Source organism: Pseudomonas sp. AP19, from assembly GCF_001728855.1.
GTDB lineage: Bacteria > Pseudomonadota > Gammaproteobacteria > Pseudomonadales > Pseudomonadaceae > Aquipseudomonas > Aquipseudomonas fluorescens.
This window is the reverse complement of sequence record NZ_LXJP01000031.1, coordinates 60,648-82,368: the sequence shown is the minus strand read 5'-3', so window position 1 is coordinate 82,368 and position 21,721 is coordinate 60,648. Positions and strand designations below refer to the sequence as shown.

The following is a 21,721-nucleotide window of genomic DNA, read 5'->3' as shown; positions in this document are numbered from 1 at the left end:
CCTCAGCCGCTAACACACTTAATATTTTATGATCTTTTAACAAAATCAAATACTTAAGTAGCAACTCTGTTCAAGTTGCTCGTCAGCGGGAGGCGAATAATACAGTATTCAAATACGTGGTCAACCCCCCATCTAAAAATTATTTTTCCCATACTAAAAGCCGGGCTTTTGTTATCAAACGCCCCAAGACCTGTAAGCAAATAATGTGGGCAAAAAAAAGCCCGCTGTGCGCGGGCCTTCTTCGTAGGGTCGGCCTATCAGTGATGATTAGCCGAACCACTTTGTGACCTACACCTGATGTAGGTTCACAGAATAGATGATTCGGGAGCTCCAGCAAACGCTGGTGGAAATTCATCTTTTTTGCGAGTCCGCTGACGCGGACTCACAAAGTAAATGAGAAAAGCCTACTCGTATCACACAATAGTTGGTTCCACGTGGAACCCGGACGTCCAGCATGTGGCTGGTGAGCCCAAGGTTAGAGCAGGTGGGTCCGTGGGCACGGCAATATGCCCTGACCATCGCACTCGTGACATAGTCCAAGCACATCCCGTTCGGTTATGACCTGGCCGGTCCCTCGACACAATCCACATTCAACCTGCTCACTATTCCCACAGGTGGTACAGGAGTCATCATCAAGATTGCCAGATCCCCAGCAAAGACCGCAGATGATTAGCCCGCAGTCGCAGTGGCGACAGTTCTCTGGGGCGACCTCTCCCTCACCTTCGCAGCTGAGGCACTCGCGCAGTTTCTCCGCATTGGGATCATAATAGAGCCCACTTCCGTCGCACTCTTCGCATACCACGGGTGCCGCCCCGCCCATGCAAACCGCGCAACGGCGATATCCACTCTCACAAGAAGGACAAATGATCAATGAGGTCATTTCAAAGCCCCCCTTGAGCTTGAGCGTCGATCCAGGCCTTTGCTAACGCGAGGGCTTTTGGGGCCTCCGGATAGCCGAGCTCCGCAGCTTTCTGGAACTGGGCATGGGCGGCATAGTGCTTGCCTGCATTCGCGGAGTGGTATCCGAGACAGAAATACGCCTGACCCCGCACCTCTGAACTGCCAGAAATATGAGTAGCGGCCGCGTACCAGCGAAGGGACTCTTCCAAGTCCGATTTCACCGGAAAACCCTTACGCTCGCCAACGTTCATGATGTGGCCCATCCACAGCTGCGCATCGGGGTAACCAAGGCGGGCTGCCAAATCGTAGAGCCGGAGGGCCTCATGCAAATCCTTCGGTGCGTCATCGCCTAACCGATGCAGGTCTGCCAGCAGGAACATAGCTTCCTTGCATCCATCTTTCACCGCCTCTCCTAGCAACTCGACCGGAGTAGCTGTGAGCGCGGTAGGAATCTCGTGATAAAGATGTAAGGCAACCATTCGAACGGTTGCCAGCGGATACCCACCCTCTGATGATCGCTTGAAAAGGCTGAACGCCTTGGATACAGATTGAGGCGCTTGCGGAACCCCTTCCATATAGACCTCCGCAAGCTTGTAACGAGAAAGAGGGCAACCCTGCTTATCACCGTAACGGAGGTACCTGATGGCCTCTGCCCAGTTCTCCTTTCGCAGGTAATAGACGCCGAGCTCCCCCGGCGCATCAGAATGGTTCTGCTTGAAAGCCTTGATGAGCCAGCTTAATCCTTCCTCCTGACTATGTCCGAAGTGCAGTCCAGAACCACAGTAAAGCAGTCCCAACTGCATCTTGGCGTCAGAGGAGCCCTCGCGAGCAATATCCAGAAGCTTCTTTTCCAAGTCCAATAAAACAGAAGGTACGGGCACCCCACCATTGTTAAAGTGCATGAACGGTGCCGCTGCGTCCACGGCAGCTTCAAGCTGAGACGTCAGCTCGGCCTTTCGAGCCTCCAGTACATCCGCAGCGGAGGCACTAAAATGTTCGTGGCAGTACAAATCTAAATCGAGCTTTTCCTGCTTGATCTGATGAACCTTTCGACCGTCAGGGAGCACAAGACTAGATTCGGTAAAGGTACGATTTACTTCGTATTTTCGAGGGGATTCGAACGTGTAGCGAGGTTTACGGAACGAATAAAACGACATGATAAATCTCCAGACGCATTTGGTCACAAGTACCTACCGCTAAGGCCTTGTGAAGGGTTTAAATCCAAATTGTCTGGCCGATGCATCAAGTGCAGGGGGGCCGCGGCGTTAACCCCGGCTCAATGGCCAATCGTTGAGCCGTTTCAGCATACGATGCGTAGCAATATTGTCAACGCCTCTCTGCACCGGCATCACCCAATAGCCAAGGGTTTAGCACTGTTGTCAGATCGCGAGCAACCTAGCTGGTACCGGTTGTCTCACTCCGCCACGTACTTGATGGAATCAAGTATCGCTATCATCTCCGCGAGCTCCTTGCGCTCCCATCAATCGATACAGAAAGGAAAATCTTGCATTCTTTTTGTTTTTGAATATATTCATGTACATTATGAATCAGATTAACGGGGTGCGTTATGAGTGTTGAAACGGGCAGTTTTTTGGCTGAGGTGCGCGGCGCATCAGGGCTCACCCAACGGGAAATCGCCAAGAGGATGAGCGGTAATCAGACGCGGATATCCAGGATCGAAGCAGGAGATGGAGACGCTGCAGACACCGATGCATACCTCACCGCGATTGGTACACCCCAAGCAAACTCGCTGCGAGAGCTACTTAAACTGGATTGGAATAACCTGCCACGACCATCGCTGCGTCATCGTGATATCGAAAGCCTAATCGCGATAGAACAGGGGCTCGCTCGAGTCCGTGAGTTCTTAATTGACGACCAAATTCCCAAAGTCCTCGCGGGGCAAGCTCAATTACTGGAACGTCGCCTTGAGGAAGCAGGTCAATATCTGTTGTCGCTCGATCATGATGTTGTCTATGTCGGAGAAATTGGTGTCGGCAAAACAACAGCTGTATGCAGACAAGCCGGATTGGTTCTCGACGAAACTACAGCGTCTGACTTGAAGGGGATGCTGCTAGATACTGGCGGTGGACGCACCACTCTGTGCGATGTTCGAGTGGTACCTGGTGAGCGTTTCGCTCTTACCGTTGTGCCAGTTAGTGACGAAGAAATTTACAAACTCGTTGGGGAAGTTTGCCGGAGCTTGTACGAAAAACTTTCAGGTGCTCAATCCCAAAGCACCGCTGAATTCAAACCGGCTGAAGAAGTTGAGCGAGCCCTTCGCAACATGGCTGGATTGTTACGCCCCGCCCGCGCGCGCAGAGGCGCAGTGGCTGCACCGGATCCCGCCATCGAATTGGCTCAAAGCTTTCAATCGCTGGAAACATTTACTGCCGAGTTTGCTGCGAAGCTGAGCTTATGGCGTCGCGGCCGCAGGACGATTGAGTTTGACGGCGTGGATGAGAAAGAAGGCCGGCAATGGTTACGCTCCACCTTCACAGCAATCAACAACGGTAGACATAGTGACTTCTCGCTACCTGATCGAGTCACGGTGACCGTCCCGTTCGCTCTATTTCCCGACTCTCGCTTATCGGTAGCCGTAATCGATACCCGCGGAGTGGATGGTAGCGCTATCCGCCCGGATATTTTAGAACATTTGAAGAATCCTAGAGCCATCACACTGTTGTGCTCGAAGTGGGGTAGCGCACCTGATCCTAGCGCTCAAAGCCTACTCACACACGTAAATGAAACCGATGCCGACCCTGCACTGCTTGAGCGCGTCGCTGTCATTGCACTTGCACGGCAAGGCGATGCCCTCTCAATGAGGCATGATTCGGGTGATGCTGCCGAGGATATTGAAGAAGGTTACGACATCAAGCTTAGTCAAATTGATGACGCTCTCCAGAAAATACGACTAGCTGGCATCAATGCCTTTGCCTTTGATGCAAGCACGGACGGAGCACCACAACTAACGCAGTTCGTCCTGGATCGCATTTCAGCGGTGCGTGGAGCCCAAGCTACTGCGGCAAAGGCAACCATAGCTGCGATAGACCAAATGATTGAAAACCAAGAACAGGCAACCGCACTTGCTGCTTTAAACGCTGTAAGTGGAAATTTAAGTCGATTTGCAGAACGTAACGCGAAATTTGGCAGTTTACGTCGCCCCCCCTATGAGCGCCTGCTCGGAGCGGTCACTTCACTTCATGCTCGCACAGTATGGGCGGCAAGTCGCCGTAACGGTCGCTTTTGGAATTTCAACGTATACCAGTATCTAGGCGACGGTGCCGCTGCCGAAGCAAAGGCTGGTTCGTCCAAGGTCATTGCAGGATTGACCGCCATCATTGAATCCGATTTAGACAACGATGAATTCAGCAGCGTACGTGGGTTCCTTCAACAGGTTCAGGCTAACGCAGCTCAGTGGGATGCTGATTTCGTTAACGCGGCGCGCCACCATGCAATGGCCATCTACTCTAATCCTCTGAGACAGGATCAAGAGCTATGGGACAGCTGCGAAGAGAATTACGGACTCGGGCTAGGCCAGTATCGTGATGGCGTAGCCGAGAATTTACGTGTGTGGTTCGAAGATCATGCTGATCTGCGAGCTGAACTCGAAAGGCGGATAACACGTGCATGGAGAACGAGCTTTATAGCTCCGTTGAGAAAAGCGGCCGGAGGCGTTGCAGACAGCTGAGTAGCCAGCAGGCCTATCGACACTGGTGCGATTTAACCCACCCCCTCATGCTGCCGCCGAAATCAGCGACAACTCCATTGTTATATGGGTTTCGGGTAGGTGAATAAATTGTTCAAAATCGCGTCAGTGTCAGCGGTGAGGCTGCCCGAAAGCCACCAAACTTCCAATTCAATAACGTTTGGGCAACGTACATGGCCGTAATTACCGGCATTTGTTTAGCCTGCGCTTTTTATTTTGAGGACTAACCTAACCAACTACACCTAGGGTATCGCCGGCGACCGTCAGAACGCCTCTTTCAACCTGAATGCCCATATCTTTCTCCGCTAGACCTCTGACCGCAATGACAATTCTGTATTGGTCATCACCGTGCTTTTCTACGTTGTGAGAAGGATGCGAAACAACGAAAATTTTCGCCCCTGATTGCCCGGCACCCGCTATTCATAACCATCGCTCACAAAGACGGTGACTTGAGAAGTAACACGTACGATGATGGCACCATAGAATCAAATTATCCTAAGGAGAGGAAATGCCATTTCAACACCCCGAGTATCCACCCTACATTCCTGTTATTAAATGGCAAAAAGCTGAGCAGAAGGCCTTAGAAGCCATTGATGAGCAGCTCGTTGATCACGTCTGGCCGTGCATAGAGGTCAGGGGCGTCACGCATCATCAGTTGCTGATGTCGGAGGTTTATCACTACTGGAAAGGGACAGCGCTCGTAGACTACGCAGATCCGAGCGGTCGGTTGGGTGGCCGCCGGATGGAGGTGTTTGAGTCATTTCTCTCGGTCGCTGGAGCCAAGAATTACCCAATTATCCCGGTGCTGGATTCTCGCGATGCCGTAGAAATCAGCGACAAAATGAAACAGCTGCTATCTACCTTCGACTCTGTCGTTGTGCGCCTGAGAATCGAGGGCGTTTACCTCTCCACCGACCACTTCAAACAGGCCCAGGAGGCCTGCAGGATTCTGAGCGGCCTGAACATCTCGCCGCGGCTGATGATCGACATGGGTGAATGCCCCGCTCAGTGGACCCCTCCTGATTTAAAATCCTTTTCCGCAGTGCTGCGAGACATGAAGGGTTGCGGCTACAGCACTGTGCACCTGACGTCGGGAGCTTACCCTGCGAGCCTCACAGACGTGTCGGCAATGGCTGCTTATGATCGGGACGATTGGCGGCTCTGGAGGGAACTGAAGACAATCGCTTCAGATTTACAGGTGGGGTATTCCGACTACGGGATCCTTTCACCCAATTGGACAGAAGAAATCCTAAAGAAAATTGCCAAAAAAGTCGCGCTGCGATACACACGCGACAATAACTGGCTCATCCTGAAAGCGGCCGGCAAGACCAAACAGGACTCTATCGACCTTTCGGTAATTTTAGTGACGACCTACGCCAATGACTTTAAGGGAGCGAGTTATTCCCTGGGGGATCGATTGATGGCCACCCGGGCGGACCCAAAAATACCAGATCGAGAAAAGAAGGGAGGGGCGTCCTCCCACCTAACCGAAGCATGGATTCATCACATTGCTTATGTCGTCAAAGATCAATACTAAAGAGATCGTGATGCACCTCTTCTGACGAAGCCTCACCTCTTTTGAGCAGGTAACTACGCACCGTCTGGCGCAGCTCATCGAGCGTAAGCACTTGCGCAACTCGATCTTGCAGCATGTATAAACTTCTGCCCCGCCAGCCTCTCACAGCGCCCCGGCTCTCCAGAATGCAAAGGCATTCCTCTCGTTTAAGAAGCGTCGCGAGGACTTCAGGCTCCTGACCTTTGTTCGGTTTGGCAGGCCGCACTTGCTTGAACTCAGCATGCTCATGCTCGGGAACCAGCAAGATTCCCCACCACTGGGGCAGCATGGGCATTGCTTTCTTGAGGTGTCGCTCGGTGGTTACCAGAGTGACGTGATCGAACACTCTCGCGTATCGGGACCCTTGGCCCAGCAAGCGCTTTAGCGAATCACCTTCGCTCTTGATCTCGTAGCAATGCATGTCGTAAGCATCGACGACGTCAGCTCGGATCTCCCCGCCACTGAGCTGCAACTCCTCAAGGAGCATACTCGACATACTGCCGCGTACGCAGTCCAGGTGGTGCGCCAATGCTCGTTTGATCTCTGCCTCACGCATTATCGTTGCCTTGAAATGAAAAATACTGCGGACAGCCGCAAAGTCTAACCCATCAGAGCGTAAACGCCTCAACGGTAAGCACGTTAGACATCTATGCAAATATGCTAAGATTCTAGCATGAATTGCATAAAACATCCTCAGTTGCTTCAGCATGAACTTCGCCAGTTTTTTGAGCGAGGTAAAACTACGTCCAGTAGCGCAATTGCAAGGCTGACAGGTATCTCCCAGTCTCAAGTCTATCGCAACCTTTACGGTCGACCAAAACGAGTAACCAGCACCCTCAGAACCCTATGCAATTATGCAAATATCTCGATTTTTGCTGAAAAGGCGGATCCTCGTAACTCGCCAATCTTGATGGATGCTCTAGGCCTGGTGTGGGACGGCACAGACCAGCACGCAAAGCGGCTGGCTGAATTGCTATTTGCTCATCGCAAGGCGTGCCTGTAAAAATGATTAACGATGCAGCAGTACGCAGGAGGGTCCATGGATGAGGCTTCGACACCCGTAACGGTCAAATCAGCATTCAGTAGCCTTAAGGCCGCGGGATACCCACGCTCGTACATTGAGAAACTTCTACCTGACTGGTGGGACAATAGCCTGTTCAAAACCAGCGCCGGCGTACTTCAATTCGCCCTGATTCTCAAACAACGACTGGGCCTCGAAGCCAGCTTTGGCCAAGAAGGCGAGCTACTCATCCAGACCCATCCGCGTAGCGCCAGGTTCAAGCGGCGTGCAAATACCAAGGAGTCGGAGCTTAGCATTGCGGCGGGACTTGGCTTGGCCATTACCAAGTTGGCGTTGTTCTGTGCCAACACACGGTATACCCCGCCCCCTTCCGATCCCAAGCTGCTGCGAAAAGAGATTCTGGCGATCAGTGGCAACTCGCATGTCGACTTCGAAGGTTTGTTGAAGCTGTGTTGGGCTCACGGAATACCTGTGCTCTATTTGAAGGACCTGCCAAAAGCCAGCAAGCGTATGACCGGCATGGCCATCAGCATCGAGGGCCGACCGGCCATCATCTTGGGCTTCAACAACATCCAGCATGCGCGGCAATTGTTCGTCCTTGCGCATGAGCTGGGCCATATTCTGTGCGGCCACCTCGGTGAAGGCGGCGTATTGATCGATGAGGATCTCGCCGAGGTCACAGACACACTCATCGAGACCAATAATCAACGCAAGGATGCCGAAGAGAGACAGGCGGATACATTTGCTTTGGCGCTCATCCGAAACGGGTACACAGCCCCATTGGCGTCAATGGGCCGTCTCAGCTCTGCCACGGCCATCGCCGCTAAAGCGGCTGTGCTTGGACGAGAGATGGGGATTGATCCCGGCCACCTGATTCTCTCGTATGCCAAGCAACACAATGATTGGGCCCGTGCAAACCAAGCGCTCGAATACAGCCCACCTCAGCCGAGCGCAATCGAAGTGGTCGGTCGGTACTTTCGGGACGGCGTATCGCTCGAGGCGCTAAGCCTCGAGAATCAGGAATATCTTTTGTCGATCCAAGGATTTGGTGAGTAAAACGCTTTGTATCTTCTAGATAGCGATGCCGCCCGCAAACTTTGCCAGTACCAACTCATTCATGAGCTGACTCATGCTTTGAATTGTGCCCTCACGGACTTTGCGGTTCTACCCCAGCTGGCCTTTCAGCTGCGCCTGCATGATCAACAGGCCGCATTGAAAAAGTTAGGCTCTCTAGAGTCAGTGGCCTTAGCCGCAGAGCTGATCACACATGCCAGGATCGTTGAAGTCCTGGTCGAACATTCGAACTACGCTCTGAACTTCGAGCGCCCAGACATCGAATCCGGCGAGGCGGTCTTGTTCGCCGCTCTGCTCCAAAATGCCCAAGACAGAATGATAAGTGGCGACAAGAGAGCTTTCGTAGCGCTATCCAAGCTCGACAATCAAGACGTCACCCGTGACATGTGGATTCGCTTACTCTGCCTCGAAGAAGCCGTCATGTTGATCCTGCGAAGCGACAGTTTCGATCAGGTGTGTGCAAAAGTTCGAGCCCGTTGCGATGTCGACAAGGCCCTAAGTATTGCGTTCGGCATATCGCAACCGACCGATCAAACGTCCGTGTTTGAGGCGCTGTCTAGCTACTTGCGAGATCTGCACCGAGATACCGGCGGGAATTGGCGGGATCTCGGCGAGAAAAACGGCCAGTGCCAAGACGCGAGCTCGCAACAATCTGAGTGGCTGCATTAGCCCACCGCTCTACGGCTACCAAAAAGCATAAAGGGTTCTGTACGGAAAACGACTTTAGCTACTACGCCAAAGGCGAGGTCACTGTGGCGCTGAGAGCCGCTGCTATGTCTGTGTGTCTCGACCGGAGCGGATACTCCGGCGTAATGCCGGGCCCTCAAGCAATAACCCATATCAACGACATTACGCCAGCCGGCGAGGCAGGCGCATGATTGGAGATAACCCATAAGCCACCTAGATCTCTAGAGCATCAAGCTGCGGCAACACCAACACGTTCGCTTAACGGCAGTTTGCAAGGGCTTTGGGCAATTTTCGAGATGTCAGGTAAGTCCGCTAGGGACTGCGCTCACGTCGAGAGAGACCAGATCATGGCTACGCAAATTACGAAATACCAGATAACCGTTAGCGCTATGTGCAGCCGCACGTATTTGTCATCCCATATAGCGTAAGCTCGATTGCACCTGTAGCGTCAGCCTAGTCTAAAGAGCCAGTAGCGCTTCATGAATTTTAACGCAGGGTACACTGCCGCTCTTTCGTTGCTGTGTAAGCCATTTCCGGGTCTGCTCCGCGTCGAATATCTGCCCCTGCTCCATCAGCGTCAGGATTAACGCATCTTCCATGCGATAGCGCCCACAGACGGGGCAGTCCCGCTCTTCCCACGGTCCAAGGCAATCAATTCGTAATGCTTCGCCCGCGCATATCAAGCAGTTCATTCGGAGCCCCCAGATTTATTGTTGACCCTATACACTTTATTGCCACTTCCCCGGAGTGTATGACCAAGCGTCCGATGATTGGCGTTATCTGCTCTCTACGAAGGGCTGCTAAGCGCCGATAACTACCTGATTTATAACCAATCTTAGGAGATTGCGATTATTTGTTGGGCCATCGGCGATGCTGATCATCGATCACTATGGATGCTCGTGACCCGCACCCTCCTGGCCGTCGATGTGCGTGTGATCTCCAGACAGATTCTCATGGGTGTGCTTGATCGACTCCTGTTCATGAACTGGGCGCCAGATCATGATGCTGACCACCAGTGCACTACGTGCCACGACAGCGAGCCCAACAAACGACGCAGTTAGGCTGACAATCCAGTAACTCAACACAATCGTCACTGAATATCACGAAGCTTTCACGTTTTTCCGACGGAGGCCAGACAACTGGGCGCCTACTCTGGCCGCTGCCATGGGTTCATAGAGGGAGGCGAGCAAATCAGTTCTGGTGCAGGGACTTAATGGGGAAATGTTGACGTAAACGTAATGATTAAGAACGCACATGCAATTTACTCAATGAGGAATTAGCTATGTCCATCGGAGCCGTATCAGCTTCAAATCCAGTGACTATCAACGGGCAGAGTTCTGCCCCAAGCCAACCCCAGGCGAAAGCAAATCAGGCACCGGCCTCCTCTACCGCTACCGCGGCAAGCAATCCCGCAGCCGTACTGAAAGAAGCTACTGAGACCGCCGCGCAAACCGCTCAAGAGGCGGGACATGGTGATCGGCAGGCGCAGCGCTTGATGCAAAAGCACCACCATCAAGCAGCAAGCACAGTAGCGCCAACGTCTAGTGCTGTGAATGGAAACGGGCAAATAACCGGCGAGATCATAAACACTAAAGCGTAATCTCTCGGATACACTGAAAAGACTGGCGAACCCTGTACCAGCAGGGTTTTCCAGTTGCATTTAAAGCACAGTAATACGGCACTTCTACCGCGCTATTTAGACTTCCTGGGCCTAAGCCTGAGTTGTACCCATCCGGGTATCCCGTCTTGCGCAACTAAGTCGGCTAATATCTATTCGGTAGCCGTTCGCCAAGGGTGATCTGCGTCCGTTTAAATAGTACGCAAACACAATCGTCCTTTACGTTAAGTCTCTGTGTGAAGAGGACCTGACTTATTAAACGCATTAAACGTCTCCAGCTGTTCAGCCATCACGCTCTTGGCTGGCCTGAAGCAGAGTGACCACAACCCACTCGCGACTAGACAATAGTATGGTCAGCATGCAAATTATCACACCGGACGACTCCTTGTCGGCAATGGCGCAAGGTGCTGTCAAAGGTCCAGCCGTTCTAGAACATGCGCCTGCGGGTCCATCCATTCACCAGACTCTCAGGGTTTTCCCTTTGGTAATTTGCTCGTACATCCGAACCCTACGGTGATTGCGCGCATAACCGCCCATCGCAGATACGGTGCCGCTTTGAATGTGATCCAGATAACGGAATATCTTTCGCGGTGAAATAGAACGCACCTGGTAGCCCAAGGCAGTCATGCGATCCTGCAGTTCATAACCCGGATTACGTTTATCCATTTGAAAGTGAAAGCCGTGTTGCTTGATGAACGCCACATTCCACAGTGTGCAAAAGCTCTTCAGGTGGATTTCTCGATACGGTTTGGGCGCTCTTGCCTGAACGCCGAGTGCCAGCAAACTCCGTCGGGCGTAGTGCTTGCAAAAACGTGAGGCCAGGCGCCAGGCCGAGCGAACGACACCTCGATCCAGTTGCTCCAGGCACCCGACGGCGGCCACTTCTCGCCGCGCCTTGCATTGGTCGATCATCATGGCAAAGACTGCCGGGTCGTAGATGAAGGTGTCGGTGTGCAACAAAAACAAATAGTCGGTTTCAACCTGTGCCAGAGCAAGATCCAAAGCCCGGCCATGGGCAATGTTTCCCGCTTCGGGGTCGGTGTGCTTGCGTTCGATTAGTTCAATCCAGTCGAGCGTGCGCAAGTACTCGCTGCTTGCATCGTCGGAATGGTTATCCACTACAATCACCGGAACACTTGCCCCGCGTAGAGCCTCCTGCAAAAGCGTGAGACAGGTTTTGGTCAGATCAAGTGTTTTGTAGTTAACCAACGCAATGCTGTAGTTGGCTGTCGTTGCAAGTGGGCCGGGCATAATCTGTGGAACCTCGATGACTTAACCGAAATCGCGCAAGGCGTCTTAACGTTGTAGGGAAGTACTCACGGTCAATTCGAACGCGAGACGTCACCGGAGGAGGTGTTCTGGTTGCTAGCAGTGGCTGTAGCCGTGGTAGACCCTGACTGTTTGAGTGTGGTCATAGCGGTTGCCCTTGCCGCTTCCATCTTGGCTGTCACGGTATCGCCACCGCCTTCTGCCATTGCGGCGACAGAGACAGTCATCAAGGTCACGATCAAAAGGGCTTTAAGGCTTTTCATGGGTGTTCTCCAGGAGTGAGTTGAGCCAACACAGATTTGTTGGCTTGGACTCATCTTGGGGCTCACCGCCTTTCGCCCTGTTCTCCGCTAAATGAATTTTTCGACAGGTTGGCGCGGTGTGGGATTTCGTGGGGATGCAAGAAGGGACAAGTACAGTGGAAGCTTCTATTGTGCTGCTTGGCTTCCTGAACCCGCGCTGTCATCAAGACGAGCGCAGGAACAGGCCCGGTTACATGCTAATCAGCTAAGGCTAGGGGACGCGGATGTGAAGTGCCCGCCAACGCAGTCTTGCCAAGCATGTCGATCTTACAGCCAGGCGCTGCATCACTGACGGTCAGTTTGAGGTCGTGTAAGCGCGCAACGGCGGAGACCATGCTTAACCCCAGGCCATTACCCGGTGTGTTTCGGCTCGCTTCGGCACGGTACAACCGACGAAACACGGCTTCGCGCTCACCTTCGGCAATGCCCGGCCCGTTGTCTGTTACACAAATTCCGACCGATCCATGATCGGCGATTACGGTCAGGTTGACCTGGCTATGGTCGGGACAGAACTTGATGGCGTTATCCAGCAGATTGCAGAGTGCATCAAACAACAACTGTGCGTCTCCGGCGATGACGGCAGGACGCTGGCTTTTATAGAGCGTGAGGCTGATGCCACGTTCTTCTGCCAACGGCTCATAGAGCTCGGTGGCGTCGGCACTGATCAGGTTCAGATCCAGCGGCTCGAAGTGACTGCGGCGGGCGCTGTTTTCGATTTCCGAGATACGCAGCAAGGCCTTGAAGGTCAGAAGCAGTGCCTTGGCTTCGACCAGTGCCGCGTCGATGCTGGCGGCGTATTGCGCTTCATCGAGACCGCGGCGCTGGGTGCGCTCCAGCCCGGCGATCAACCGAGTCAGAGGGGTGCGCAGGTCGTGAGCGATGTCGTCGCACACGCCTTTGACCTCGTTCATCAAGCGTTCCAACTCATCGAGCATGCCGTTGACCACGGAGGCGAGGCGGTCGATATCGTCGTTGTTGCCCTGGATTGGCAAGCGGCCAGTTAAATCGCCTTCGATGATCCCCTTGATCGAGCGACTAACCTTGTCTAGGCGCCGGTGGGCCGAGTATCCCAGTACCACCGCGCCAAACAGGCCGACCACCAGCAACAACACGCCGCCGGAAACCAGTGCCTTGATCAGCAGTTCGTCAAATTCGCGTATGTCGTGGATGTCCTGGGCCACCAGCAAGGTTTTGCCGTCGGCCAGGTGATGGACAATGAAGCGTATCGGGCGCTGATGACCGCTGGGCTTGCGCCAATCGAACTCCTGAGGTTTGTCGTAGGCGGAGAAGGGCGGCAATTGCTGGATGGCCCCGGCAATGAACTGGCCTTGTGCGTCGAACAGGCTCTGGGGAGCGCGCGCTTCGGTATCCTGCTCGGCGTGATTGCGGATTTCCCTGAGTTGTAACTCGGGATCCTGTGCACTGCGGGTTTCCACCTGGCGATACAGCGCGGTATCCGCTTCGGTTTTCAGGTAGAACGCCGTTTGCCAATAGACATAGCCGAACAGCGCCAGAAACGAACAGCCGAACAGTCCGAGAAACAGCAGGCCGGTGCGAAAACTGATGGTGCGCGGGATCTCACTCAGGCGAACGGAGGACATAACCGGCTCCACGAATGGTATGGATCATCGACGGTTCGTTTTCGTCGTCGATCTTGCGTCGCAAACGGCCCATGTGGACTTCGATGACGTTGGTGCGCTCATCGTAGGCGTAGTTCCAGACCGCTTCGAACAGCATGGTGCGGGTGACCACTTGCCCTGCATGGCGTATCAAGTGTTCCAGCAACGCGTACTCACGGGGCACCAGATCAATGACCCGGTCACCACGCCGGACCACCCGGCTCAACAGGTCGACCTCCAGATTGCCGACCCGCAAGCGTGTTTCCCGAGCTTCGGAGACCGGTTCGGCGCGGCGACGGTTCAACGCATCCAGCCGTGCGGTGAGCTCGATGAATTCGAAGGGTTTGGTCAGGTAATCATCACCGCCTGCGCGCAGGCCGCGAACCCTTTCGTCCAGCGCACTCAAGGCGCTGAGGATCAGCACCGGGGTGCTCACGCTTGCCGCCCGTAATGCGGTCAGTACGCCAAGTCCATCGAGGCCGCCGGGTAGCATGCGATCCAGGACGATCAGATCGAACGGTTCACTCAGGGCCTTTAGCAGACCTTCGCGACCATTGTGGACGCAGCTCACGGTGAAGCCGTGGTCACACAGCGCCGCTTCGATTTCGCGGCAGGTAAGCAAGTCGTCCTCGACGACTAGAACATGGGTCATGGCAGATGAACCGCTCACATAATCGGGCAGAGATGGCATAGTGTGACAAAGCCTGCGGCTGTGCCACGTTCCCGCCAGGTAAATAAAAGTTTAGGTTGGATTTCTGGAGGCGGCACCTTGCGCATTCTTGTGGTTGAAGATGACGCCCAGACCGCGGCTTACCTGTTACGTGGGTTGAGCGAAAGTGGTCACATCGTCGATATCGCCAGCGATGGCAATAGTGGGCTGGGCATGGCCCTGGAGCAAATCCATGATGCGCTGATCGTCGACCGCCGCTTGCCCGGCCTCAACGGTGTTGGCCTGGTCAAGGCTCTGCGAGCGCAACAGTTGCGGGTGCCGATCCTGATGCTCAGTGCGCAGGCGTCCACCACCGACAAGGTTGAAGGCCTGCAGGCCGGTTGCGATGATTATCTGGCCAAGCCTTACGCGTTCGCCGAAGTACTGGCGCGGCTCGATGCTTTGCTGCGCGGGCGCGAAAAGACGACGAGGCCCGCGCGTCAGTTGCAAGTCGGTGAGCTCCAACTCGACTGCGCCACACGCACCGCGGTACGTCAGGGCCGAGTCATTGCCTTGCAGCATCGCGAGGCGCTTTTGCTGGAGAAGCTCATGCGCCACAGCGGTCAGGTCGTGACCCGCGACATGCTGCTCGACAGCGCCTGGGACTACTCTTTCGACCCCAACGACAACGTCATCGATAAACATATCCATCGCTTGCGGCGCAAACTCGATGAAGGTTTCGACTATTCGCTGATCAAGACCATTCCCGGTGCCGGCTACAGCTTTCAGGAGACGCCGGAGCAAGGCTAAACAAAAGTTTATCTGCCGACGAACGCTCTGGTAGGCACCCCTCGCTATCTTCTGCCCATTCGTGGATTGCTCCACACAGGATTTAGCGGGGGATGGCTTGCCCATGTCGGTATCAACTTTGGCGGCACGCAGCAGGCGGGTTGCGTGTCTTTCATCCGTGGCGTTGACGTTGTTCGGCATGCTCATGCTTGACGGCTGCTCGATGGTGCCGCAATACCAGCAACCCGAGTTGCCCCTGGCGCAACAGTTCAATGGCCCGACAGATAGCTCGGCGGCTCAGGGAGGCCTGTGGTGGCGCGAGTTTCACAGCGCCGAACTCGACTCATTGATCGCCCGGGGCCAGGCCTCCAACTACACCCTCAAGGCGGCGGTCAGCCGCATCGATGAAGCCCGCTCCTCGGCGCAGGTGGCCGGGGCGGCGCAATATCCGGCGCTGAATCTGGGAGGCAATTACCAACGACAGAACAATTACGGCTCCACGGAAAAACGCAGCGTATTTGCCGAAGCCACCTATGAAGTGGATTTCTGGGGCAAACAGCGCGCTGCCGCTGACTCCGCCGATGCGTTGGCCAACGCCACGGTATTTGATGCGCAAACCCTGCGCATGAGCCTGAGTGCAAGCATCGCCGACCGCTACTTCGAGGTACTGTCCCTGGAGGACCGGCTGCGTCTGGCCCAATCCATTGCCGACGATGCGCGACAGGTGCTGGATTTGGTGGAAGTCCAGGCCAGTCAGGGCGCTGTGTCGAATCTGGAAGTCGCACAGCAGCGCAATGCCATGCAGACCTTTGAAGCGGCGATGCCGGCCCTGCATCAACAACGGGACCTGGCGCTCTACCAACTGGCCGTTTTGGTGGGGGCACAGCCCGAGGGCTTTCATCTGCAAGGAAACGGGCTGAAAACCCTGCAAGTGCCGCAGCCTTCGACTGGCCTGCCGATTGGTTTGTTGCGTCAGCGGCCGGACATCCAGGCCGCTGAAGCTCGGCTGAAATCCGCCAACTTCGACGTGGGCGTGGCCCGCGCCGCGTTTTTACCGAACCTGTCGCTGGATCTGCTGGGCGGCATCGATACGCTAGCCGGCGGCCAGATCTGGAGCGCCATCGGCACGCTCAGTCAACCGGTGTTTGCCGGTGGTCAGCTCAAGGGTCAACTGCATTTCGACCAGGCCCATGTCCAGGAGCTGGCATCGAGTTATCGCGAGTCGATCATCGAAGCGCTGCAGGATGTTGAAACCCAGCTCAGCGCGGCCCGCGAACTCGATAAAAGCTACGCCCTGAACCAGTCCGCCGTGGACTCTGCCCGCGAAGCCGCACGTCTGGCGCAGGTTCGCTACCGACTCGGCTCGACCGATTTCCAGACACTGCTGATCGTCGAACGCACCCAATACCAGGCCGAAGACACGCTGTTGCAGGTACGCCTCCAGCATTTTCAGGCCGCCGTCGGCCTGTTCCGTGCCTTGGGCGGGGATTTCTCGCCGGACACCCTCGCTTCCAATTCTTCTGCTCAGGTGGCTCACCCATGAATGCCTTGAACCCACGTCGTCGCGTTATGTTCGCAGGGGCAGTGGTGCTCTCGCTGGCTGCTGTCATCGGCGGCTTTCAATGGACCCGGCAAGCCCATGGCGCACCGGTGAAAGTCGATTCCGGCGCCGTGCCGGTGCAGATGACCCAGGTCAGCCGTCAGGACCTGCCCGTCTGGATCAGCGCCATCGGCAATGTGCAGCCGCTCAACAGCGTGAATGTGCGGGTGAGGGTGGATGGAGAGTTACAAAAAGTCCTGTTCAACGAAGGGCAGATCGTCACCGCTGGCAGCTTGCTGGCGGTCATCGACCCGCGTGTGTATCAGGCACAGGTGGCCCAGGCACAGGCCTTGGTGGCCAAGGATCAGGCGCAACTGGCTAACCTGAAGGTCAACCTTGACCGGGCCAGTAAACTGGCCGCCGCCAAGGCCGGGCCGACCCAGGACGTCGACACCTACCGCGCCCAACTGGGCGCGCAGCAGGCCACCTTGCAGGCCGATCAAGCGGGACTGGACGTGGCGCGCCTGCAACTGGAATTCACCCAGGTCAAGGCACCGTTGACCGGTCGTACCGGCCAGCGCCTGCTGGACGTCGGTGCGATTGCCCACGGCGCTGAAGCCACCGGATTGGTGACCATTACCCAGATGAACCCGATTTCCGTGGCCTTCGCCGTGTCTCAGGACGAACTGGCGGAAATTCTCGAAGAAAACGCCAAAGGCGCATTGAAGGTGGTGGCGATGACCCGCGATGGACAACAGGAAATCGCCCGCGGCCATTTGAGCTTTATCGACAGCCAGGTCACCGCCGCCAGTGGCCAGATCCAGCTCAAGGCGCAATTCGACAATGGCGCTGCGAAACTCTGGCCGGGCGAGTTGGTGAGCGCGCGGTTGCTGGTGCAGACGCATAAGGACGTGGCCGTGGTCCCGGCTGACGCGGTGCAGTTAGGACGTCAGGGTAACTTCGTCTATGTGGTGGATGCTGATCAACGGGTGCAACCGCGTCTGGTCGATGCCGCCACGGTCGTCGATGGCAAGCAGTGGATTCGCCAGGGTCTGACGGCCGGTGAAACCGTGGTGGTGCAGGGCCAGTCCCGCGTCGCGCCGGGGCTGAAGGTCACGCCGGTCAAGACCGACACCACCGCCGATTTGGCGGAGGCCGCCCGATGAATGCGCTGGCCGGATTGATTCAACGGCGCGTGGGGCTGAGTCTGCTGGCCATCGGGGTCTTGCTGCTCGGTGCCTTTGCTTACTTTCATCTGCCTGTGGCGCCGCTGCCGACGGTGGATTTTCCGACCATTCAGGTCACCGCCAAACTATCCGGGGCAAGCGCCGAAACCATGGCATCTTCGGTAGCGACGCCCTTGGAACGCGCTTTTGCGGCCGTGCCGCAAGTGACGTCGATGACCTCGTCCAGTGCGGCGGGTAAAACCCAGGTGGTACTGCAATTCGATCTGTCGCGAGACATCGATGGGGCAGCGCAGGATGTGCAAACAGCGATCAACACAGCCACGCCGAATCTGCCCAAGACCATGTCCAGCGCACCGACCTTCAACAAGGTCAACCCGGCCGAAGGTACAGTGATGTCGCTGGCCGTGACGTCACCCGTGCGCACGTTGCCAGAGCTGGACCGCTACGCCGACAACTACATTGCCCAGCGCTTGTCGCAAATGCCCGGTGTCGGCCTGGTGGATTTTCACGGAGAACAGAAACCGGCGGTGCGAGTACAGATTGATCCCGATGCGCTGGCCGCTCGCGGCCTGACCCTGGAGGATGTGCGCAGTGTGATCGGCGTCAGCACCCTTGATCAGCCCAAGGGCACCCTTGATGGCCAAAGCCGTTCTATCACCCTTGGTGCGACCGATCAATTGCTGGACCCTCAGCACTATCGTGATCAGGTTATCGCCTATAAGAACGGCATGCCGATCAAGCTCGGTGATCTGGGGCGGGTGATTGCCGGCGCCGAGGATACGCAACAAGCTGCGCAATTAGGTGCCGAGCCAACGGTTATCGTCGACATCCACAAACAGCCGGGTTTCAACCTGCTGTCGACCATCGCCACGATCAAGGCCAAGCTGCCCGAACTGACCGCCTCATTGCCGCGAGACGTACAGGTACAGGTGGTTGGTGACCGCACCCAGACCATCGAAGCCTCGGTCAACGACATGCAGTTCACCTTACTGCTGTCGATTGTGCTGGTGGTCGTGGTGATCTTTGTGTTTCTGCGCAAAGCCACGGCAACGCTGATTCCCAGCCTGACCATCCCGCTGTCCCTGGTGGCCACGTTCGGGGTGATGTACTTGTTGGGCTATAGCCTCGACAACCTGTCGATCATGGGCCTGGCGATTGCCGTAGGGTTTGTGGTGGACGATGCCATCGTGGTCATGGAAAACATTGTCCGGCATTTGGAAATGGGCAAGTCGCTCCTGCAATCTGCGGTCGACGGTTTGCGCGAGGTAGCGTTCACCATTGTCTCGATGACGGTGTCGCTGATTGCGGTATTCCTGCCGATCCTGTTGATGTCCGGCATTGTCGGGCGCTTGATGCGTGAATTTGCGGTGACCGTCAGCGTCGCGATTATCATGTCCGGCATTGTTTCCCTGACCATCACACCGATGCTCTGCGCGTGGCTGCTCAAACCCCATGCCGATCATGAAGAGGGGGGCTTTGCCCAGGCCTGCGAGCGGGTGTTCGGAGGCCTGCACAACGGTTATCGCCGTAGCCTGGATTGGGTGCTGGACCATCAGCGCATCACCATGGCGGTGGCCATCGCAACCATGGTGGCGACGGCGGTGCTGTATGTCGGCATCCCCAAGGGCTTCTTCCCGCAACAGGACAACGGCTTGATCCAAGGTGTGGCCGAAGCAGCGGCTGATATTTCACCCATCGCGATGCGTGCACAGGTCAACCGCGCGGCCGACATCATCGGCCAGGACCCGGCGGTGGCCCGGGTGTATTTCTGGATCGGCCCGAACCCGACTGTGAGCCAGGGCAAGGTGATGATCAACCTGAAGCCGTTCAGCGAGCGCACCGCCAGCGCCGCCGAAGTTATTCGTCGCCTGCAACCGGCGCTCGACCGGTTATCCGGAGTCAAAGTGTTCATGCAGGCCAACCAGGACATCCAGATTGGTGGTCGTGCCAGCAAGACCCAATACCAGTACACCCTGCAAGATCCGGACAGTGTCGAACTGGATAACTGGAGCGGTGTGCTGCTGGAGAAGCTCAAGAGTTTGCCGCAGTTGCAGCACGTAACGTCGGACCAGCAACAGGCCATCGCCCAATCGACCCTGGTGATCGACCGTTCCACCGCTGCACGACTGGGCGTAACGGTGCAGGCCATCGACGACGTGCTGTACGACGCCTTCGGTCAGCGACAGATTGCGACGATGTTCACGCAGCTCGATCAGAACCACGTGATTCTTGAACTCGACCCGAGCTGGCAAACGTCCACCGCCACACTTGAGCATTTATTTGTCCGCGCAAGTTCCGGCACCCTGGTGCCGCTGAACCTGCTGGCCAGCGTCAAGACCGAACAAGTGCCGATCATCATCAACCATCAGGGCGTGTTCCCGGCCATTACCCTGTCGTTCGACCTCGCGCCCGGCCATGCCCTGAGTGAAGCGGTCACGGCGATCAATCAGGCGTCCCTGGCCGTCGCAATGCCCGACACCGTGCTGGGCAGTTTCCAGGGCACCGCCCAGGCCTTCCAGGATTCATTAAAGTCACAACCCTGGCTGATTCTGGCGGCGATCCTCACGGTCTACATCGTATTGGGTGTGCTGTACGAGAATGCTATTCACCCGCTGACCATCATATCGACCTTGCCGTCAGCTGGTTTCGGCGCACTGCTGGCATTGATGCTCTGTGGTCAGGATCTGTCGGTGCTGGGGATGATCGGCATCATTTTGCTGATTGGTATCGTCAAGAAGAACGCAATCATGATCGTCGATTTCACGTTGCAGGCCCAGCAGCAGGGCCTGTCGCCCCGGGAGGCGGTACGCGAAGCCTGCCTGTTGCGTTTGCGCCCGATCCTCATGACCTCCCTGGCTGCGTTGCTGGGCGCTGTGCCGCTGGCCTTCGGTCATGGTGCCGGTTCCGAGTTGCGCCAGCCGCTGGGTATCGCGATTGTCGGTGGCTTGGCGGTGTCGCAGATTCTGACGCTGTACACTACGCCGGTGGTCTATCTGTGGTTTGAACGCAGGCGTCGAAAAACACTGCTCAACCGCGCTGAGGTTACGGTTTGAAACCCTTAACTACCCAAAAACCTCTGCAACCCGGTCGGGATTTTGCGATTAAAGCCATCCTGACTTGTAACAACCAACCCAGAGTTAGCGGTGACGAAAGGCAGAAATCGGCCCAAAGCCGTCATTTCGTGGACGCTGAGTGGAATACGGTAGCTGCTTGACTTGTTGAGGGTTCGAACCTCTCCTTAATCGCCACAGTCTTAAAGTATAAGGATTTGATTTTAAAAGAGTTATTTTTTGGTTTTTCGTTCAAAAATTACCCCATAGAACTGGTGCGCCATGTTGGTGCGAAAGTCTCCTTTGTTCAACGTGGTAAGCGCATTGTCGCTAGATACGCTGAATATCTCGGACGGCTTAGCTTTCCGCTGTTACTGATAGGGTGATTGCTCACACTGGGCTGATAACGCTGAGTTTCCTGCAGCGTTCAACCGTCTGTCGTCTTGGAAGCGCAGAGCTCTCACCGGGCTAGTGAGCGGCATTGCTAATGCGCAACTGAAGCCGAAGCATTGACGTCTATCAAGCGAAGTCTTGGGTGGTCAGGCGTGCTGGGAGAGAGTGAAATGGCGCTTCACTGCCGTAAGTGAATTCCCCGTCTGGCGGACGGCAGCCCTGATCTCATCTTTAGTTACCCCGAACTTCACGGCCCAAAAACTTAGCTCGAAGCCGTCGTTTATGTTGATTATGAGTGCGTCGGTGTTAGCCACAGATTTTTGCTTTTTCATTGGACTTTCCTTGTCAGAATTCAAGAGTGC

At 55.6% G+C, this 21,721-nt stretch carries 16 protein-coding genes and 1 pseudogene; 9 read left to right on the top strand and 8 right to left on the bottom strand.

Annotation, left to right across the window (positions count from 1 at the left end):
• Nucleotides 1–881: 881 nt before the first annotated feature.
• Nucleotides 882–2,057, bottom strand: a complete 1,176-nt coding sequence (locus tag A7D21_RS20845) for a tetratricopeptide repeat protein (protein ID WP_069552580.1) — start codon at nucleotides 2,055–2,057, stop codon at nucleotides 882–884.
• Nucleotides 2,058–2,467: 410 nt separating this feature from the next.
• Here A7D21_RS20845 and A7D21_RS20840 point away from each other — a divergent pair, with 410 nt between their 5' ends.
• On the top strand, nucleotides 2,468–4,588 hold the full coding sequence (locus A7D21_RS20840; RefSeq protein WP_069552579.1) for a helix-turn-helix transcriptional regulator: 2,121 nt from the start codon (nucleotides 2,468–2,470) through the stop codon (nucleotides 4,586–4,588).
• 267 nt (nucleotides 4,589–4,855) lie between these two features.
• Here A7D21_RS20840 and A7D21_RS36295 read toward each other — a convergent pair.
• Nucleotides 4,856–4,984, bottom strand: a pseudogene (locus tag A7D21_RS36295) (Hsp20 family protein); the annotation flags it as partial.
• 130 nt (nucleotides 4,985–5,114) lie between these two features.
• On the opposite strand from A7D21_RS36295, the gene A7D21_RS20835 reads away from it, so the two are divergent.
• Nucleotides 5,115–6,143: a hypothetical protein gene (locus A7D21_RS20835; RefSeq protein WP_069552578.1), complete on the top strand. Its 1,029-nt coding sequence runs from the start codon at nucleotides 5,115–5,117 to the stop codon at nucleotides 6,141–6,143.
• Here A7D21_RS20835 and A7D21_RS20830 read toward each other — a convergent pair.
• On the bottom strand, nucleotides 6,127–6,717 hold the full coding sequence (locus A7D21_RS20830; RefSeq protein WP_069552577.1) for a sce7726 family protein: 591 nt from the start codon (nucleotides 6,715–6,717) through the stop codon (nucleotides 6,127–6,129). The two genes, A7D21_RS20835 and A7D21_RS20830, sit on opposite strands and share 17 nt — an antisense overlap.
• Before the next feature lie 117 nt (nucleotides 6,718–6,834).
• On the opposite strand from A7D21_RS20830, the gene A7D21_RS36680 reads away from it, so the two are divergent.
• Genes A7D21_RS36680 through A7D21_RS20820 form a run of 3 tightly spaced genes read left to right on the top strand, consistent with a single transcriptional unit; the run spans nucleotide 6,835 to nucleotide 8,925 of the window.
• Nucleotides 6,835–7,164 carry a helix-turn-helix transcriptional regulator gene (locus tag A7D21_RS36680; protein ID WP_141718251.1) on the top strand — a complete coding sequence of 110 codons (330 nt, stop codon included), beginning with the start codon at nucleotides 6,835–6,837 and terminating at the stop codon, nucleotides 7,162–7,164.
• 36 nt (nucleotides 7,165–7,200) lie between these two features.
• Nucleotides 7,201–8,238, top strand: a complete 1,038-nt coding sequence (locus A7D21_RS20825) for an ImmA/IrrE family metallo-endopeptidase (protein ID WP_069552576.1) — start codon at nucleotides 7,201–7,203, stop codon at nucleotides 8,236–8,238.
• Nucleotides 8,239–8,244: 6 nt separating this feature from the next.
• Nucleotides 8,245–8,925: a hypothetical protein gene (locus tag A7D21_RS20820; RefSeq protein WP_069552575.1), complete on the top strand. Its 681-nt coding sequence runs from the start codon at nucleotides 8,245–8,247 to the stop codon at nucleotides 8,923–8,925.
• A gap of 2,092 nt (nucleotides 8,926–11,017) precedes the next feature.
• Here the strand turns inward: A7D21_RS20820 and A7D21_RS20810 are convergent.
• The 4 genes from A7D21_RS20810 to A7D21_RS20795 form a co-directional block, all read right to left on the bottom strand.
• Nucleotides 11,018–11,812 (bottom strand): glycosyltransferase, encoded by a 795-nt coding sequence (locus tag A7D21_RS20810; protein WP_069552573.1) that lies wholly within the window; start codon nucleotides 11,810–11,812, stop codon nucleotides 11,018–11,020.
• Between the two features lie 71 nt (nucleotides 11,813–11,883).
• Nucleotides 11,884–12,093 (bottom strand): co-regulatory protein PtrA N-terminal domain-containing protein, encoded by a 210-nt coding sequence (locus A7D21_RS20805; RefSeq protein WP_069552572.1) that lies wholly within the window; start codon nucleotides 12,091–12,093, stop codon nucleotides 11,884–11,886.
• A 236-nt stretch (nucleotides 12,094–12,329) separates the two neighbouring features.
• Nucleotides 12,330–13,733 (bottom strand): HAMP domain-containing sensor histidine kinase, encoded by a 1,404-nt coding sequence (locus tag A7D21_RS20800; RefSeq protein ID WP_069552571.1) that lies wholly within the window; start codon nucleotides 13,731–13,733, stop codon nucleotides 12,330–12,332.
• Nucleotides 13,711–14,403: a response regulator transcription factor gene (locus tag A7D21_RS20795; RefSeq protein ID WP_069552570.1), complete on the bottom strand. Its 693-nt coding sequence runs from the start codon at nucleotides 14,401–14,403 to the stop codon at nucleotides 13,711–13,713. Before A7D21_RS20795 ends, A7D21_RS20800 begins: the two co-directional genes overlap by 23 nt.
• Before the next feature lie 117 nt (nucleotides 14,404–14,520).
• Between A7D21_RS20795 and A7D21_RS20790 the strand changes: the two genes are divergently transcribed.
• The 4 genes from A7D21_RS20790 (at nucleotide 14,521) to A7D21_RS20775 (ending at nucleotide 20,969) form a co-directional block, all read left to right on the top strand.
• Nucleotides 14,521–15,210 (top strand): response regulator transcription factor, encoded by a 690-nt coding sequence (locus A7D21_RS20790; RefSeq protein WP_069552569.1) that lies wholly within the window; start codon nucleotides 14,521–14,523, stop codon nucleotides 15,208–15,210.
• A gap of 103 nt (nucleotides 15,211–15,313) precedes the next feature.
• Nucleotides 15,314–16,732, top strand: a complete 1,419-nt coding sequence (locus A7D21_RS20785) for an efflux transporter outer membrane subunit (protein WP_069552568.1) — start codon at nucleotides 15,314–15,316, stop codon at nucleotides 16,730–16,732.
• Nucleotides 16,729–17,895 carry an efflux RND transporter periplasmic adaptor subunit gene (locus A7D21_RS20780; RefSeq protein WP_069552567.1) on the top strand — a complete coding sequence of 389 codons (1,167 nt, stop codon included), beginning with the start codon at nucleotides 16,729–16,731 and terminating at the stop codon, nucleotides 17,893–17,895. Before A7D21_RS20785 ends, A7D21_RS20780 begins: the two co-directional genes overlap by 4 nt.
• Nucleotides 17,892–20,969 (top strand): efflux RND transporter permease subunit, encoded by a 3,078-nt coding sequence (locus A7D21_RS20775; protein WP_069552566.1) that lies wholly within the window; start codon nucleotides 17,892–17,894, stop codon nucleotides 20,967–20,969. The genes A7D21_RS20780 and A7D21_RS20775 overlap by 4 nt, the downstream gene beginning before the upstream one ends.
• A gap of 536 nt (nucleotides 20,970–21,505) precedes the next feature.
• Here A7D21_RS20775 and A7D21_RS35850 read toward each other — a convergent pair.
• Entirely contained in the window at nucleotides 21,506–21,691 is a 186-nt protein-coding gene (locus A7D21_RS35850; RefSeq protein WP_069552565.1) for a DUF3606 domain-containing protein, read from the bottom strand.
• Nucleotides 21,692–21,721: the final 30 nt, after the last annotated feature.